This window comes from Pseudomonas sp. AL 58, assembly GCF_036348395.1.
GTDB classification, from domain to species: domain Bacteria; phylum Pseudomonadota; class Gammaproteobacteria; order Pseudomonadales; family Pseudomonadaceae; genus Aquipseudomonas; species Aquipseudomonas defluvii.
Genome location: NZ_JAZBQR010000003.1, coordinates 129,576 through 146,377, shown reverse-complemented (window position 1 = coordinate 146,377; position 16,802 = coordinate 129,576). Strand labels below are relative to the sequence as shown.

Below are 16,802 nucleotides of genomic sequence, written 5' to 3'. Positions count from 1 at the left end.
ACGCGGGCGCTCGGTTCAGGCCGGAAGAATCACTTCTTGAAGCGTTGGGTCAGGGCGTCGGCCACCGCTGGGTGAACGAACTTGCTGATGTCTCCACCCAAGGCTGCGATTTCACGCACCAAGGTGGAGGAGATAAACGAATAGCGTTCGGAGGGCGTCAGGAACAGGCTCTCGACATCCGGGGCCAATTGGCGGTTCATGTTCGCCAGCTGGAACTCGTACTCGAAGTCGGACACTGCGCGCAAACCTCGCAGGAAGACATTGGCTTGCTGCTCCTTGGCAAAATGCGCCAGCAGCGTGGAGAAGCCGATGACTTCGACATTGGGCAGATGACGGGTGACCTCGCGCGCCAACTCGACCCGTTGTTCCAGAGGGAACAGCGGGTTCTTCTTGGGACTGGCGGCAACCGCGATAATCACGTGGTCGAACAGGCGCGAGGCGCGTTCGACCAGATCGCCATGGCCCTTGGTAATAGGGTCGAATGTCCCTGGGTACAACACTCGGTTCATCGCGTCGTCCTGGCAGGAGTGCGTTGGGGAGTCGGATGGTAGCGCAGCCTCTGCAGTCGGCCAAGTCGCATGCACAGGCTGATGGCACTATAGACAGCATGAATAAGGCTTGTCACCCGCCTTTCGACAGGCGCTTGGCCAAGGCATCACTGAGCCTGGCGCTCAGGCCATACACCGATAACTGTGGGTTGGCGCCAATGCTGGTGGGGAACAACGAGCTGTCGTGAATCGACAGATTGGCCAATTGATGATGCTGGCCAAGGCTATTGCACACCGCCTGGCGCGGGTCTTCACCCATGGCGCAGCCACCCATGACATGGGCGCTGCCCAAGCGGACAAGATAGCGTTCGAGGTTCAGGCCGTCGATCATCAGCCGGGCTTCGGCCAGGCTTTTCACGTAATGCGCGTCACTGTGCAGCGGCAGCACCGCCTCGGCCCCAGCCGCGAACTGGATCTCGGCCATGCTGTGGAAGGCGCGACGCAGGCCATCCCAGGTGTAATCGGATATCGAATAGTCGAGCACGGGTGAACCATCATCACGCAGCGACACCTCGCCACCGACACTCTGTGGATGGAAGCCGTCACGCATGAGTGCCAGCATGACATGGGTGTTCGGCAGTTGCGCCATGCGCAGGGCATTCTCGCGACCAAAGTGACCTAGCAGGGTACTGGCCAGCGCCGGGTGCAGGGGCGGCACCTCCAGCTTGTAGGCCATGGGCCCGGTAACGCCGTCACGCCATTGAAAATGGTCGGAGTAGATCGACTGAGGGGCGCCGTAAAACGGGTTCACGGTGTCCTTGAACTGCGCGGCGCTGAAATTGACCAGGTGCAAGAAGGTGCGCTTGCCAAGACGTTGATGTGGGTCTGGCGCATCGGAGCGCAACAACAAGGCCGGGCTGTTGATACCGCCACCGGCCAGCACATAGTGCTGCGCCTTGATGGTGATGCGCCGGCCCGTGGGCGAAACGCAGCGGCTGTCCATGGCCACACACTCCAACTGCGCGATACGTTCGCCGTTATGCACCAGCCGCTCGGCACGGGCCAGGTACAGCAGCTCGCCGCCGCGCTCCAGCGTCGCCGGAATACTGGTGACCAGCATCGACTGCTTGGCGTTGACCGGGCACCCCATACCGCAATAGCCCAGGTTCCAGCAGCCACGCACATTGCGAGGAATGACCTTCCAGGCGTAACCCAACTGCTCACAGCCGCGGCGCAGCACCTCATTGTTGGCATTCGGCGGCATGGCCCAGGGCTCAATGCCGAGGCGCTTTTCCATGCGTTCGAACCATGGCGCCAGTGCTTCGGCACTGTGGCCTTTGACCCCGTGCTCGGTGGCCCAGTGGTCCAGGGTTTGCGCCGGCGTGCGAAAACTTGAGGTCCAGTTGATCAGCGTCGTGCCACCGACCGCCCGGCCTTGCAGGATGGTAATGGCGCCGTCCTTGCTCATGCGGCCGATGCCCTCCTGATAGAGGTTGGCATAGGCCTGGTCTTCAAGCAGGTGAAAGTCGCTACTGGTCTTCAACGGCCCCTCTTCGATCAGCAGCACCTTGAGCCCGGCGGCGCTGAGCAACTCGGCGGTGGTGGCGCCGCCGGCACCGCTGCCGATGATCGCCACATCGGCTTCCAGCATCAGATCCTGGCTCAGTGTCGAACCGTCGTAGGTCTTCCAGCCGCGGGCCAGGCCTTCGCGGAACAGATCGGGTACGGGCATGTCGGTGCTCTGGATAAGGGGGTCAGATTTTCGGCGGGCCGGGGTAGCCACAGTCGGCCCACGCATCGGGCAGGCTGTACCACGCCATCTGTAACAGTTGAAGCAGCGAGCCATGCCCCATGCGTAGCAGGTCGAAGGTGCTGTGCTGCCATCGTTTCAGAAAGGCCTGGATCTGCTCGCTACTCGCCTGGTCCCACGCGCCCCATACGCCGGTGAGCGGGCCTCGGGTCAGGGGCAGGCTGAGCACATCGAGTAGCTGTCGGGTCAGTTTCAGCATGGCTGGGGAGAGGTAGGCGAGCTTGTCATCCAGGCTGCGCAGCACCGCCTCCACCGTGTGCACTGCAGCCGTGCCTTCCAGAACCACGGGAATCAGCGCCCGCAGCATCGGCAGGTCGCTGTCGCGCAGTACCTGCAAGCCCTTGGCCGACGGCGCCGGTGTGCAACCACCCAGCCCAACCGTGGCAAGCAGCGCGGTGGCGCCGAGCCCCAGCTTGAGCAGGCTACGCCGGTTCAGTGTGTGCAGGTCAGGCAGGCATGTCGTCATTGTTATTGGGCCTGGAGGTGATCGCCGAATTAACGGATGAACAGTTTGTACACCAGCTTTTGCAGGGCCTTGCCATAAGGCGGGTAGATCAGCCGCGCCGCATTCAATCGCTGCTTGACCAGCACTGCCTTGGCCTTGCTGAAGGTCAGGAAACCATCATGCCCGTGGTAATGGCCCATGCCAGAAGGGCCGACGCCACCAAACGGCAGGTCATCCTGAGCAACATGCAACAGGGTGTCGTTCAGGCACACCCCACCGGAGTGCGTCTGCTCCAGCACGCGCTGCTGCTCTCGGCGGTTATAGCCGAAGTAATACAGCGCCAGCGGGCGAGGCCGCTGGTTGACGTAGGCCAGGGCATCGTCAAGCTGGCGATAGGGCACAACGGGCAACAGCGGGCCGAAGATTTCGTCCTGCATGACCCGCATGTCGTCGTTGACCTGCAGCAGCACGTGAGGTGCCAACTGCCGGCCCTCGCTGTGCTCGCCGGGGTACAGGTCGAGCACCTGCGCGCCCTTGTCGCGCGCATCGCTGAGGTAGTCGTTGAGCCTGGCCAACTGGCGCGGGTTGATGATGGCGCTGTAGTCCGGGTTACCTGCGATCTGTGGATAGAACCGCTGTACCGCCTTGCGGTAGGCGTCCACAAACCCGGCCAAGCGCTGTTCGGGCACCAGTACATAGTCCGGGGCAACACAGGTTTGCCCGGCATTCAGGGTTTTGCCAAAAGCAATCCGTTCGGCTGCAGCCTCCAGCGGTACATCCGCCGAGACGATCGCCGGGGATTTACCCCCAAGCTCCAGCGTCACGGGGGTCAGGTTTTGTGCGGCGGCCTGCATGACCTTGCGCCCGATGGAGGTCGCGCCCGTGAACAGCAGGTGGTCGAACGGTAAGTGCGAGAACGCCTCGCCAACCTCGGCCTCGCCCAGCACCACACTGACCAGGTCATCGGGAAAGACCTTCTGCAGCAGGCCTTTGAGCCGTTCGCCAGTGGCCGGCGTGGCTTCGCTAAGCTTGAGCATCACCCGGTTGCCGGCTGCCAGAGCACCAGTCAGCGGGCCTATGGCAAGAAACAGCGGGTAGTTCCAGGGCACGATCACCCCGACTACGCCCAATGGCTGGTACTCCACCCGCGCACGGGCAGGCTGGAACGCCAGACCGACCGGGCGCCGAGCCGCTTTCATCCAACGCTGCAGGTGCCGCTCGGCATGGCGCAGGCCCTGAACACTGGGCATCAGTTCGGCCAGCAGGGTTTCATCGGCACTGCGCGTGGAAAAGTCGCGGCCAATCGCCTCGACCAGTTCGTTCTGATGCTCCAACAGCGCCAGGCGCAGGTGCTTCAACCACTGCCGACGCTGGGCCGCAGGCGGCATCGGGTTACCGGCAAAGGCCTGTCGTTGAGCGGTAAAGGTCGCGTTCATTGCATCAAGTGCAGTGGCTAGCGGTAGCGTACTGGCAGTGTCGACGGTCATGCAGTGCTCCACGACAGGGGCAATATGAATAGAGCTAATGCTCTAATATTGCACTGTTGTACCAATTTTAAAAGCCTCTGGCCGGGTACATCCTGCGGTCGATAAACCGTAAGATGGGCCTAATCATTCAAGCTCATGTTTTGGGAGCTGACCCATGGCCCCACGAATCAATACCCGCGAACGCATCGTGCAGAACAGCCTGGAGCTGTTCAACCAGCAAGGCGAGCGCAGTGTGAGTACCAACCACATCGCCGCTCACATGGAGATTTCGCCTGGCAACCTGTACTACCACTTTGCCAACAAGCAGGAAATCATCGCCGTATTGTTCACGCAGTACGAAGAACAGGTGGACAGTTTCCTGCGCCCGCCAGAAGGGCGGATGGCGACCGTGGAGGACAAGCGCTTCTACCTCAAGGAATTGCTGGCCGCGATGTGGAACTATCGCTTCCTGCACCGCGACCTTGAGCACCTGCTCGACAGCGACCAGGAACTGGCCTCACGTTACCGCCGCTTTTCTCAGCGCTGCCTGCTGCAGGGGCAGGCGATCTATCGCGGTTTCGTCGAAGCCGGCATCGTTGCGATGGACGCGGTACAGATCGAGTCGCTGACGCTCAACGCCTGGATCGTGCTGACCTCCTGGGTGCGGTTTCTCTGCACGACCCGCGAGCATTCCGCGCACCTGAGTGAGGAAGCGTTCAAGCGTGGCGTTTATCAGGTGCTGGTACTTGAGCTGGGCTTCGTCACCGCCCAGGCGCGCCCGGCGGTGGATGCCCTGTGTGAAGAATTCTACGTTTCGCTGAACAAGGCACTGGAGCAGTGACGCCCCCGGCCTTTGCTACTCACCCTATTTGAACGATAAGGAGATGGTCATGCCCCTCGCGCAACTGATGAGCCCTGAGCAACTGGCCGAACGGCTCGAACAGCCAAAGCTGGTGGTGCTCGATTGCCGCTTTGCCCTGGACGATGTCGATTACGGTCAGCGCAGTTATGCCGGAGGGCATATCGCTGGTGCGCATTTCGCCGATCTGGAGCGCGACCTTAGCGGCCCAGTGGTCAAGGGCGTGAGTGGACGTCACCCGCTCCCCCAGCCAGGGCGGTTGATTGAACGCCTGCAAAGCTGGGGCGTGGATAACGACAGTGACGTCGTGCTTTATGACGATGGCCCGGGCGCCTTTGCCGCGCGAGCCTGGTGGCTGTTGGCCTGGCTGGGCAAGCGTAGTGGCGTCTATGTGCTCGACGGCGGGCTCAAGGCCTGGCACGCCGCAGGGTTGCCGTTGAGCCTGGACCCCGCAGAAAAACGAGAAGGACATTTTTCCGGCAAACCGGATCAGGCCATGCTGGTTTCGGCGCAGCAACTGAACAAACGTCTGGGTTCACCGGAGCTGACCTTGCTTGATGCCCGTGCCTTGCCGCGTTTCCGTGGCGAAGTAGAACCTATCGACCCGGTCGCAGGGCATATCCCGGGCGCCCAATGCGCAGCCTTCACCGATAACCTGGGCGCTGATGGCCGTTTCCTGCCGGCCGAGCAGTTGCGCCAACGCTTTGCTGCTGTTCTGGGCGCGCGTCAGCCAGAAAACCTGGTGGCCTATTGCGGTTCAGGCGTGACCGCCTGCCATAACCTGTTTGCCCTGTGCCTGGCCGGTTACCCGCTGGCAACGCTGTACGCCGGCTCCTGGAGCGAGTGGATTACCGACCCGCAAAACGCTGTCGCCACCGGCGATTAAGCACCGCTGGCCAACCACTGCGGAATGCGCCGCTCCAGGTAATAGCCGGGGTGGCGCAGACTCCCGTCGATAAAACCGACATGCCCACCGTGGGCATGCAGCTCCAGAGTGGTCTGCGTCGACAGCTCGTTGTTACCCGGCAGGCTGTGGCGAAACACGAAGGGGTCATCGCTGGACTGGATGATCAGCGTTGGCGTCCGATTCTCCCCGAGAAAGTAACGGCTCGATGAACGCCGGTAATAGTCATGGGCGTCGGCAAAGCCGTTCAGCGGCGCAGTGACCTTGCCGTCGAAATCCCAGAACGTGCGCAAATGCTCCAGTGACCCCAGGCGCTCGATAGCCGACAACCCCTCCTGATGGCCGTGGCGCTGGAAATGCCGCTGCTTGTCTTTCACGTAAGCCCGCATCGCGCGCATGAAATGGGCTTGATACACCCGCGAAAAGCCTTGGCCAATTCGGTCGGCGCACTGATCCAGGCGAAACGGCACCGAAACCGCCACGGCGGCTTGCAAAGGGCAGGCCGTGCCGGTTTCCCCAAGGTACTTGAGCAGTATGTTGCCACCCAAGGAGTAACCGACAGCGTAGAGCGGTGCGACGGGACGTTGAGCCTGCACATGAGTAATGACTTCGGCCAGGTCTTCGCTGGCACCAGAGTGGTAGCTGCGCGGCAACAGGTTCGGCTCGCCTGAACAGCCTCGCCAGTTCACCGCGACACTGCCCCAGCCTTGCAGGGCCAGTGCCTGCTGCACGCCGAGGATATAAGGCGATGACGAAGAACCGGTGAGGCCATGCAACAACACCACAAGAGGCGCATCAATGCTGTGCGGGCCATGCCAGTCAAGGTCAAGGAAGTCACCGTCCTTGAGCCAAAGGCGTTCACGCCGGCGTGACGGCACCGCAAGCTTACGCCATAGCGGGCCCCACAAGGTTTGCAGATGTGGGTTGCCCAGCCCGGGGGCTGGGCGAAAAACAGGGGTATTGAAGGCTGCGGCCAACGTCGATTCCTCTTCGTGCATCGACTACGTTGCCACAAACCTGAATGCTTGTACCGCCTCTATTCGTCGGTTTGCGCAATCAACGAGAGATCGGGCAACGGCTCCTGAGGCACCTCGGGGCCCACACTGATGAACACCGACTTCGTGAGGTCCAACTTACGATTTACAGCAAGCCTGACAGCCTCTGGCGTCAAGGCGAAAGCCTCTTCCTGTTGCCGCTGAATGTCATCAAGCGGCCTACCGTTGAAGCCTATGGCAGAAATTTTCCGCACCGCGAGGGCGTTGACCGAAATTGAGTTGAGCGCTTCGCTACGAAATAGCTGTCTGGCCAGGTCCAGCTCTTCCTGGGTGGGGCCGTTACGCAGGAATGTCTCCAGCATCTCACTGACCAACGCTTGAGAAGCCTCGTTGTAGCGGGGCTCTACATCCCATTTGATCTGCAACGAACCGCCAGCCTTGAACGGCATGAACGTGGCCACAACACCATAGGTCAGCCCACGTTTATGGCGCAGTTCATTCGTCAGACGTGCGTTGGGATGGTTGCCCAATAAAATACTGGCAATCTCCATGGCAACGTAATCCGGGTCGTCTAGCGTGACGCTCGGAAATGCCAGCATGACATCGGTTTGTGCATTCGGGCGCTCAAAATGCAGAACCTCAGGCTCAGCTTCTGGCGTACTGGCAATCGGAGGTTGAGCCGGCCCCTCGGGCAGCGCCTGGCTAACGGTTTCGGCAATGGCCTTGGCCTCCTCCAGCGCCAGATCACCGATCAGTGCAATGACCATGTTCTGAGAGGTGTAGGTCTGGCTGTGAAACCTGTGCAAGGCTTCGCGGGTAACCGCTGCAATACCCTCTGGCGTGCCCCCTGACGGCTGGGCGTAGGGGTGGCCACGAAAGAGCTGGGCATATAACTCGTTCTTCAGGAAAAACGGCATCCAATTGTTGTCATCGTTCAACTGATTGAGCATCTCCCCTTTCAACCGCTGCAACTGAGTGGCGCCCAGTGCGGGCTTGCCAACCACCTCGGCGAACAGCTCAACCAGCGGTATACGGTGCTCGGCAGCGCTCAGGCTGCGCAGCGAAACAGAGACAGAGTCCGCTTCGTAACGGGTCGAGAACTTAGCGCCGTGCCGCTCGAACAGTTCGGCAATTTCGTCGGTGTTGTAGTCTTTGGTTCCTTCGTTGAGCATGCTCACGGTAAGCGCTGATAACCCGGGCGTGTCGCCATCCCGGACGCTGCCGGCATCAATCTTCAGCACCAGATCAAACATGGGCAGGCCAGGCGAATGCACGAATAGCACCTGAGTGCCTGCGTCGGTACGCCAGGTCTGAATGTCCTGCTTTATCTCGGGGTGGCTGAGCAGATCAATCTCGTGAGGTGAGGTAAGCCCACCGAACAGTTCGTCCGTTGCTGTTGCGGCGGTAGAGGTCATCAGGGTGAAGAGCGCAACGCTTAGTACGCCAATCACGCCATGACGCATACGTGCCTTGAGGTTATTCATGGTCGGCCTCCTTGGCCTGCAGATGGGCAATGGTCAAACGCTCACGCGTCAACAGGCTTTGGGCGGCGTGCTGAACATCCTCGGCGGTGACAGCTTGCAGTGCCTGGATTTCGTCGTTGAGGTAGGTCAGCGGTAAACCGCTGCCGACGAACTCGCCGATGGCGTCGGCCTGTGCACCCAATTCGTCGCGGACATACACCTGCGAAGCGATCAAACGCGCTTTGGCACGTGCCAGTTCGGCTGCTGTAGGTGGCGTGGACTTGAGTGCTTCGAGCATTTCCCAGATCCGCATTTCGACGTCAGCCAATGCGGGCTGGGTGGTCGGGTTTGGGAACGCATCCAGCGTCAGCAGCGTGTCGCCGCGCCGGTAGGGCTCGTAGGAAGACTGTACATAGGACAGCATTTTTTCATGACGGATCAGCTGGGCGTTCATGCGTGAACTGAAGCCTTCCGTGAGTATCTGAGGAATCAGGCGCAATGCCAGGGGCAGATGAGGCGCTTCAGCCGTTGCAGCACTGGGGACGTTAAAGGCCAGTATCAGGCCAGGCTCCAACTGGGGCAGGCGCAGGTCCAGGCGACGCTCGCCCACGCTACCCTGCTCGCGAGGCACTTTCTTCACCGGAGTGTCTCGGCGCGCAATGGCGCCGAAGTAACGCTCGACCATGGGTTTAAGCGTTTCAAGGTTTACGTCACCCACCACCACAAGGGTGGCGTTGTTGGGGACATACCAGTCGCGATACCACTGCCGCAGCTCCTCGACGCGCATCTGTTCAAGGTCGTTTGCCCAACCAATTGTCGGCGTCCGGTAGCTGCTCTGCGCATAAGCGTGGGCCTGGACCCGTTCCTGAGCCAACATGATCGGCGCGTTGTCCACGCGGCGGCGGCGCTCAGCCTTTACTACCTCGATCTCACGCGCATATTCCGTTGCGCCCAAACGTGCAGTTTCCATCGCGTCAGCGGCTGCCTCCAAGGCAATTGCAAGCCGGTCGCTGGGCAAGGTCTGGTGAAATACCGTGGCGTCATGTGTAGTGAAGGCGTTTTCCGTGGCCCCGATGCGGCCGAATATCTTTGCAATCTGGCCGGGGCCGATTTTGCTGCTGCCCTCGAACATCAAGTGTTCCAATGCATGGGACAATCCCGATTGGCCGGGGTATTCGTAGCTGGAGCCGACGTGGTACCACAGCTGCGATTCAACGAGAGGGGCACGGCGATCTTCTCGCAAAATAACCTGCAGGCCATTGTCGAGGGTGAAGTGCTGCAAGGGGGCGGGTTCACTGGCCGTTGCCAATAGCGGCAGGCCGGGGGCAAGACAGGCGAGCGCCCATCGCAAGGTTTTTTTGATCATGGGAAGTACTCCATAAAGTGGCATCAATTGCCGGAGTAGCTTCTGTGTTCTGCCAAAGGGGATGGGTGTAGATAGTTATTGAGGTGTCAGGCCCGCCGAGCGGCGGGCCTGATGTGCGATCAGCTGCGCTGCCACAACGCGTAGTGCACCTGGCCGGCCTTTTTCTCCCGGTGCAGCCGCCAGTTGCCGGGCATGTGCAGGCTCGACGGCGCAGCCTCACTCTCGGTGTAGATCCAGGCGCGTGGCGCCAGCCATTGGCGCTCCTCAAGCAGGCTGCAGGTCGTGCTCAGCAGGTCCTGGTGAAACGGCGGATCGAGAAACACCACATCAAAGGGAGCACTTGGCTCGCCCTGCAGGTAACGCTGGGCGTCACTCTGGATAACCTGGCCAAGTGTGCAGCGCAGGAGTTCCAGGTTCTGCTTGAGGCTGGCAATCGCAGCCGGATTGTTGTCCAGCGCTACCGCAGAGGCGGCACCGCGCGACAACGCTTCAAGGTACAACGCCCCGCTGCCACTGAAAGCATCCAGCACACGCGCGCCTTCGATGTAGGCAGCCAGCCAGTTGAACAGGGTTTCTCGCACCCGGTCCGGGGTCGGGCGCAAGCCTGGGCCGTCGGGGAAATTCAGACGACGGCTACGCCATTCGCCGCCAATGATGCGCAGTTGGCCCTGGCCATTGTGGGCACGGGCCGGTTTTGCGGATGGACTGGCCATTAATGCTCCGGAACACCGAGCGGTTGCTCGGCGGGTTTGTCTGTAGGGGGTGGCAACGGCTTTTGCGGCACGCTCGGCCCCGCCGTAACGATGACCATCTTGTCAGCCACAAGGTGCTTGTTCAGCGCCGCCCTGACCTGCTCGGTGGTCAGGCTCTGGGACTGCTGCATGTAGTCTTCCAGGTAGGTCAGCGGCAGGTTGTAGAAGCCGATGGCGCCCAGTTGGCCAACGATGCTGGCGTTGCTGGCATTGGACAGCGGGAAGCTGCCGGCCAACTCACGCTTGGCGTCGTCCAGCTCTTGCTGGGTAGGGCCGGTTTTCAGGTAGTCACGCAGAATGTCCTGAACCAGTTTCAGGGTGCCCTCGCTGAGTTCGGCGCGGGTCTGCAGGTTGATCAGGAACGGCCCACGTGCCTGCATCGGCGTGAACCCGGAGTACACCCCGTAGGTCAGGCCGCGTTTTTCCCGTACTTCGCTCATCAGCCGCGTGCCGAATGTACCGCCACCCAGGATCTGGTTACCCAGCATCAGCGCGGCATAATCCGGATCGTTGCGGTCGATGCCCAATTGGGCGAGCAGCAGGTGGGTCTGCTTGGACGGGAAGTCGATATGGCTGGCGCCCGGTGTGGGCTCGCTCGGCTCGGCGACTTTGGCCAGTGCCGGGCCTTTAGGCAGCGCGGCAGACACCTGGGCAGCGATCTTTTCGGCGTCTTCGCGGCTCAGGTCACCCACCAGTGCGATCACGACGTTACCTGCGGCGTAGGCCTTGGCATGGAAAGCACGCAGTTGTTCGACGGTAATCGGGGTAATGCTCTTGGCATTGCCATCGCTCGGGTGAGCGTAGGGGTGGCTGCCATAGAGGCGTTCGAACAGTTGCTGGCTCGCCAGTTTGCCGGGGTTCTGTTTCTGGTACTCGAAACCCGCCAGCAACTGGTTCTTGATTCGCGCCAGTGCATCGCTCGGGAACGTCGGCTTGCCGACCACCTCAGCGAACAGTTTGAGCGCAGGCTCACGCTTGCTCGTGCTGCTCAGGCTACGCAAAGTGGCAACAGCCATGTCGCGGTAAGCGCCGTTACCGAAATCGGCACCCAAGCCTTCGAAACCTTCGGCAATGGCACTGACGTCCTTGCCGGCAACGCCTTCATTGAGCATGGCATTGGTCAGGGTCGCCAAGCCAGGGGCATCGCCATCCTGGCTACTGCCTGCAGCGAAAGTCAGGCGCAGGTCGAACATCGGCAGCTCACGGGCTTCGACGAACAGCACCTTGGCGCCCTCAGCGGTGTTCCAGGTCTGGATATCCAGTTGGCGGCGACTCGGCGCCTTGTCGTCGAGCTCAGCCAGCGACTGCAAGGTATTGCTTGGCTTTGCCGCCGGTTTTTCCGCGACTGCAGCGTTATCGGACTGGGCGGGGCGGGCCAGGAAGAATGCCAGCAGTGCCACCGCCAGCAGGATACCCAGGCCCATCAGGGTGTAACGGGGAGTCGTGCGCTCACTCATGAGCCTTTTCCTCGGGCAATACGTGGGCGATGCTCAGGCGCTCGCGGGTGAAGTAAGTGCTCGCGGCCTTCTGGATGTCAGCCGGAGTCACGTTTTTCAGCTCGTCCAGTTCGTTGTCGATCAACTTCCAGGACAGGCCAACCGTCTCCAACTGGCCAATGGTGGTGGCCTGGCTGCTGATAGAGTCGCGGTTGTAGACCAACCCGGCGATCACTTGGGCGCGAACACGCTCAAGCTCTTCAGCCGACGGCGGCGTGGTCTTCAGCTCTTCGAGCAGCTTCCAGATACCGGCCTCGACGTCGGCCAGGGTCTTGTTCTTCTGGGTATTGGGCGTGGCCGAAATCACGAACAGGCTGTCACCACGGGCAAAGGCGTCGTAGTTGGTGGACGCCCCGGAAACCAGTTCCTGCTCACGCTCGAGGCGGGTAGACAGGCGGGCGCTGTAGCCCCCATCAAGCAGGGCCGAGATCAGGCGCAGGGCGTGTACGGTACGCGGGTCCTTGGCGGTTGCCAGGCTCGGTACGTTGAAGCCGTAGATCAGGCTCGGCAGTTGGGTGCGCACATGCAGCGTCAGCTGGCGCAGGCCAGGCTCGGCCAGTTCCAGCGGAAGCTTCGCCGAGGGCACAGGACGCTTGGGAATACCGCCGAAAAAGCGCTGGGCGAGGGTTTTGACCTCGTCTGGAGTGACGTCGCCGACCACGACCAAGGTGGCGTTGTTTGGCACATACCAGGACTGGTACCAATGGCGCAGGTCTTCGACGGTCATGCGCTCAAGGTCGGCCATCCAGCCAATGGTCGGTGTGTGGTAGCCGCTGGCCGGGTAAGCCATCGCGTTAAACCGCTCGTAGGCCTTGGCAGTCGGCTGATCGTCGGTGCGCAGGCGGCGCTCTTCCTTGATGACTTCGATTTCACGGCTGAATTCGTCGGCAGGCAGGCGCAGGCTGGCCATGCGGTCGGCTTCCAGCTCAAAGGCCACCGGCAAACGGTCGCGGGCCAGCACCTGGTAATAGGCGGTGTAGTCATCGCTGGTGAAGGCGTTTTCTTCGGCGCCCAGGTCACGCAGGATGCGAGAAGCTTCGCCAGGGCCAAGTTTCTCGCTGCCCTTGAACATCATGTGCTCCAAGGCATGGGACAAACCGGTCTGCCCCGGCGTCTCATAGCTGGAACCCACCTTGTACCAGACCTGCGAAACCACCACGGGGGCGCGGTGGTCCTCGCGCACGACCACTTTGAGGCCGTTGTCGAGGGTGAACTCGTGAGTGGGCTGCGGATCGGCGGCAAAGGCCGCGAACGGCAGAATAACTGTGCTGAGCAGCAGGCCAGTGGCACGGCGGGCTAGAGCATTCATTCGTTGTTCAACCTGTAGGACTGCCCGCTTGGTCTTAGCGTCTGCGGGCGAGGAGGTGCTAGGATACTGATCCGGTTGCCAGACGACCATGCCTGTCGGGGTTCAAGCCCGAAGGCTTCTCGACAAAATGTGCGCATGAACAAGCCGGTTTAAACATAGTCTGTTCTGCGTTGAAAGAATTTTTTGAGGCGCCACAGTGGCGCATCGCTACCCTGAGATAGCCGTCTTCCATGTTTGGTTCCAACGACGACAAAAAGAACCCGGCCCCGGCCGGTGAAAAGAAGGGCCTGTTCGGTTGGCTGCGCAAGAAGCAGCCGGTTGTCGAACAGCCACAGCCGCCCGCCCAGGATGTACCTGAGCAGGTCGCGCCAACCGTCGCCGAGCCGGCGATCAACGTCGCCCCTGTTTCGGCCCCGACACCCGCAACGCCTGTTGCAGAGGTTGCCCCCGCTGCGGCCCCGGCAACACCGCCTGCCGGGTTGACCTTGCCGGTTCCAGAGGAGCCGGTGGCACTGATGGCTGACCTCGAGCCGCATTCGCCGCCCCCGATTCCCCATCGCGATGCACCGGTTGCGCCGCTCGAATCGACCCCGCCGGTGGTTGCAGCGCCTGCGCCAGCCGCCGAACCTGCACCTGCACCTGCACCTGCACCTGCACCTGCACCGGTCGTACCTGCGCCGGTCGCTCAGGCAGCGCCACCTGCGCCAGTCGAGCCAGCGCCAGAGCGTACCGAAGAAGCCAAAACCGGTTTCTTTGCCCGCCTCAAGCAAGGCCTGTCGAAAACCAGCGCGAGCATCGGCGAAGGCATGGCCAGCCTGTTCCTGGGCAAGAAGGCTATCGACGACGACTTGCTCGACGAAATCGAAACCCGTCTGCTGACCGCCGACGTCGGCGTTGAAGCCACATCGGTAATCATCCAGAGCCTGACCCAGAAGGTCGCGCGCAAGCAGTTGGCGGACAGCGATGCCCTGTATAAATCGCTGCAAGGCGAACTGGCCGACCTGCTCAAGCCTGTTGAGCAACCGTTGCGCATCCAGTCGCAGAGCACGCCTTTCGTGATTCTGGTCGTCGGTGTCAATGGCGCGGGCAAGACCACCACCATCGGCAAACTGGCGAAGAAACTGCAGCTTGAAGGCAAGAAAGTCATGCTGGCAGCTGGCGACACCTTCCGTGCCGCCGCAGTCGAGCAGTTGCAGGTGTGGGGTGAGCGCAACAATATCCCGGTCATTGCCCAGCACACCGGCGCCGACTCGGCCTCGGTCATCTTTGACGCATTGCAGGCCGCCAAAGCCCGCGGTATCGACGTGCTGATCGCCGACACCGCAGGCCGCCTGCACACCAAAGACAACCTGATGGAAGAACTCAAGAAGGTCCGTCGGGTAATGGGCAAACTCGATGCGGCTGCCCCACACGAAGTCCTGCTGGTGCTGGACGCCGGCACCGGGCAGAACGCCATCAATCAGGCCAAGCACTTCAACCAGAGCGTTGAGCTGACCGGCCTGGCATTGACCAAACTCGATGGCACCGCCAAAGGCGGGGTGATCTTCGCCCTGGCCAAGCAGTTTGGCTTGCCAATTCGTTACATTGGTGTGGGCGAAGGCATCGACGATCTGCGGACCTTCGAGGCCGAACCCTTTGTGAAAGCACTGTTTGCCGAGCGGGAGCATCCATGATCCGATTCGAACAGGTCGCCAAACGCTATCCGAATGGTCACGTTGGCCTGCATGAATTGAGTTTTCGGGTACGTCGGGGCGAATTCCTGTTCGTCACCGGCCATTCCGGCGCAGGCAAGAGCACCTTGCTGCGCCTGCTGCTGGCCATGGAACGTCCGACCAGCGGCAAGTTGCTGCTGGCTGGCCAGGACCTGGGGCAGATCAGCAACGCACAGATCCCGTTTTTACGCCGCCAGATTGGCGTAGTGTTCCAGAACCACCAGTTGCTGTTCGACCGCACCGTATTCAACAACGTCGCCCTGCCGCTGCAGATTCTTGGCCTGTCCAAGGCCGAGGTGGCCAAGCGGGTCGACTCCGCACTTGAACGCGTGGCCTTGTCGGACAAAGCTGAGCTGTACCCCGGCGACTTGTCCACAGGGCAACAGCAGCGTGTCGGTATCGCCCGGGCGATCGTTCACCGCCCGGCCTTGCTGCTGGCCGACGAACCGACCGGTAACCTTGACCCGCGCCTGGCTGCAGAGATCATGGGTGTTTTCGAAGACATTAACCGCCTGGGCACCAGCGTGCTGATCGCCAGCCACGACCTGGCACTGATCGCACGCATGCGTCACCGCATGCTGACCTTGCAGCGCGGCCGTCTGATCGGCGATGGGGAGGCCGGGCAATGAGTGCAACACGTAGTCCTAAGGTTTCCGAGCGGGTGGCACCGAAACCGGCCGACCCTGCCCCGGAGAAGAAAAAACGCGGCAACGACGACGATGACGGCCCGGACTTCGGCACCCTGCTGCATGCGTGGCTGGAAAGCCACCGCTCGAGCCTGCTCGACAGCCTGCGTCGCCTGGGCAAACAACCGATTGGCAGCTTCTTCACCTGCCTGGTGATGGCCGTCGCCCTGAGCCTGCCCATGGGCCTGTCGTTGCTGCTGAGCAACGTCGAGCGGCTCGGCGGCTCCTGGCAGCGCGCAGCGCAAATCTCCCTGTACCTGAAACTGGACGCCAGCAGCCGTGACGGCGAAGCCTTGCGCGACCAGATCAAAGGCATTGCGGGTGTCGCCGAGGCAGAGTTTGTCAGCCGTGATCAGGCCCTCAACGAGTTTCAGAAGCAGTCCGGCCTAGGCGAAGCCCTGCGCGAGCTGCCCGAAAACCCGTTACCCGGTGTAATCGTGGTGACCCCGAAGGAAGTCGACAAACCGGCCCTCGAGGCCTTGCGCCAGCGCCTGGCCGAACTGCCACGGGTTGAACTGGCCCAGCTGGACCTGGTCTGGGTCGAGCGCCTGGCAGCGATCCTGAAGCTGGGTGACCGCTTTGTATTCGGTCTGACCGTGCTGCTGGTCTCGGCGTTGCTGCTGGTAATTGGTAACACCATTCGTCTGCATATCGAGAACCGCCGCATCGAAATTGAAGTCATCAAGCTGGTCGGTGGTACCGATAGCTATGTCCGTCGACCGTTCCTGTACATGGGCGCACTCTACGGATTTGGCGCAGGCGTACTGTCCTGGGGCGTGCTGGCATTTGGCTTGAACTGGCTGAATGATGCGGTGATCGGGCTTTCTGGCCTCTACGGTAGCGATTTCGCACTGGCAGGTGTGCCGCCAGCCGATGGTCTATCGCTCTTGCTTGGTGCAGTGTTGTTAGGGTATATCGGTGCTTGGATTGCGGTCGCTCGTCACTTGAGCGAGCTCGCACCGCGATAAAAGTGTCTTTTTGCCTGCATTGACGTAGCGTTTGGGGGAACTTGTTCTGGGTTCCCCGGTCAATGTTGGCAGTGCCCACGGGC

Annotated in this window: 15 protein-coding genes; 5 read left to right on the top strand and 10 right to left on the bottom strand. The window is 61.3% G+C overall.

Annotated elements, in window-relative coordinates; genetic code table 11:
• Positions 1-29 precede the first annotated feature (29 nt).
• From coaD to UIA24_RS03705, 4 genes are all read right to left on the bottom strand, one after another.
• Positions 30-509: a pantetheine-phosphate adenylyltransferase gene (gene coaD, locus UIA24_RS03720; protein WP_065758175.1), complete on the bottom strand. Its 480-nt coding sequence runs from the start codon at positions 507-509 to the stop codon at positions 30-32.
• 112 nt (positions 510-621) lie between these two features.
• Entirely contained in the window at positions 622-2,220 is a 1,599-nt protein-coding gene (locus tag UIA24_RS03715; RefSeq protein ID WP_330522215.1) for a GMC family oxidoreductase, read from the bottom strand.
• 22 nt (positions 2,221-2,242) lie between these two features.
• A complete protein-coding gene (locus UIA24_RS03710; protein WP_330522362.1) occupies positions 2,243-2,734 on the bottom strand; it encodes a twin-arginine translocation pathway signal protein in 492 nt (163 codons plus the stop codon).
• A 59-nt stretch (positions 2,735-2,793) separates the two neighbouring features.
• Entirely contained in the window at positions 2,794-4,230 is a 1,437-nt protein-coding gene (locus UIA24_RS03705; RefSeq protein ID WP_330522214.1) for a coniferyl aldehyde dehydrogenase, read from the bottom strand.
• A 154-nt stretch (positions 4,231-4,384) separates the two neighbouring features.
• Between UIA24_RS03705 and UIA24_RS03700 the strand changes: the two genes are divergently transcribed.
• Together UIA24_RS03700 and UIA24_RS03695 are read left to right on the top strand one after the other, a co-directional pair.
• On the top strand, positions 4,385-5,050 hold the full coding sequence (locus UIA24_RS03700) for a TetR/AcrR family transcriptional regulator (protein WP_065758172.1): 666 nt from the start codon (positions 4,385-4,387) through the stop codon (positions 5,048-5,050).
• Between the two features lie 49 nt (positions 5,051-5,099).
• Positions 5,100-5,954: a sulfurtransferase gene (locus UIA24_RS03695; protein WP_065758171.1), complete on the top strand. Its 855-nt coding sequence runs from the start codon at positions 5,100-5,102 to the stop codon at positions 5,952-5,954.
• On the opposite strand, the gene UIA24_RS03690 is transcribed toward UIA24_RS03695, so the two are convergent.
• The 6 genes from UIA24_RS03690 to UIA24_RS03665 form a co-directional block, all read right to left on the bottom strand.
• Positions 5,951-6,970 (bottom strand): hydrolase, encoded by a 1,020-nt coding sequence (locus UIA24_RS03690; protein WP_330522213.1) that lies wholly within the window; start codon positions 6,968-6,970, stop codon positions 5,951-5,953. The genes UIA24_RS03695 and UIA24_RS03690 overlap by 4 nt on opposite strands.
• Positions 6,971-7,008: 38 nt before the next feature.
• A complete protein-coding gene (locus tag UIA24_RS03685) occupies positions 7,009-8,451 on the bottom strand; it encodes a M16 family metallopeptidase (protein WP_330522212.1) in 1,443 nt (480 codons plus the stop codon).
• Positions 8,444-9,796, bottom strand: coding sequence for a M16 family metallopeptidase (locus tag UIA24_RS03680; RefSeq protein ID WP_330522211.1), 1,353 nt, complete (start codon positions 9,794-9,796; stop codon positions 8,444-8,446). The genes UIA24_RS03685 and UIA24_RS03680 overlap by 8 nt, the downstream gene beginning before the upstream one ends.
• 119 nt (positions 9,797-9,915) lie before the next feature.
• Positions 9,916-10,509 carry a 16S rRNA (guanine(966)-N(2))-methyltransferase RsmD gene (gene rsmD / locus UIA24_RS03675; protein ID WP_330522210.1) on the bottom strand — a complete coding sequence of 198 codons (594 nt, stop codon included), beginning with the start codon at positions 10,507-10,509 and terminating at the stop codon, positions 9,916-9,918.
• Positions 10,509-12,005 (bottom strand): M16 family metallopeptidase, encoded by a 1,497-nt coding sequence (locus UIA24_RS03670; protein ID WP_330522209.1) that lies wholly within the window; start codon positions 12,003-12,005, stop codon positions 10,509-10,511. Before UIA24_RS03670 ends, rsmD begins: the two co-directional genes overlap by 1 nt.
• Positions 11,998-13,353, bottom strand: a complete 1,356-nt coding sequence (locus UIA24_RS03665) for a M16 family metallopeptidase (RefSeq protein WP_065758165.1) — start codon at positions 13,351-13,353, stop codon at positions 11,998-12,000. The genes UIA24_RS03670 and UIA24_RS03665 overlap by 8 nt, the downstream gene beginning before the upstream one ends.
• Before the next feature lie 230 nt (positions 13,354-13,583).
• Between UIA24_RS03665 and ftsY the strand changes: the two genes are divergently transcribed.
• Genes ftsY through ftsX form a run of 3 tightly spaced genes read left to right on the top strand, consistent with a single transcriptional unit; the run spans position 13,584 to position 16,719 of the window.
• On the top strand, positions 13,584-15,026 hold the full coding sequence (gene ftsY / locus UIA24_RS03660) for a signal recognition particle-docking protein FtsY (RefSeq protein ID WP_330522208.1): 1,443 nt from the start codon (positions 13,584-13,586) through the stop codon (positions 15,024-15,026).
• On the top strand, positions 15,023-15,694 hold the full coding sequence (ftsE, locus tag UIA24_RS03655; protein ID WP_010222191.1) for a cell division ATP-binding protein FtsE: 672 nt from the start codon (positions 15,023-15,025) through the stop codon (positions 15,692-15,694). The genes ftsY and ftsE overlap by 4 nt, the downstream gene beginning before the upstream one ends.
• Complete coding sequence (gene ftsX, locus UIA24_RS03650) at positions 15,691-16,719, top strand: permease-like cell division protein FtsX (protein ID WP_065757981.1); 1,029 nt, start codon at positions 15,691-15,693, stop codon at positions 16,717-16,719. The genes ftsE and ftsX overlap by 4 nt, the downstream gene beginning before the upstream one ends.
• Positions 16,720-16,802: the final 83 nt, after the last annotated feature.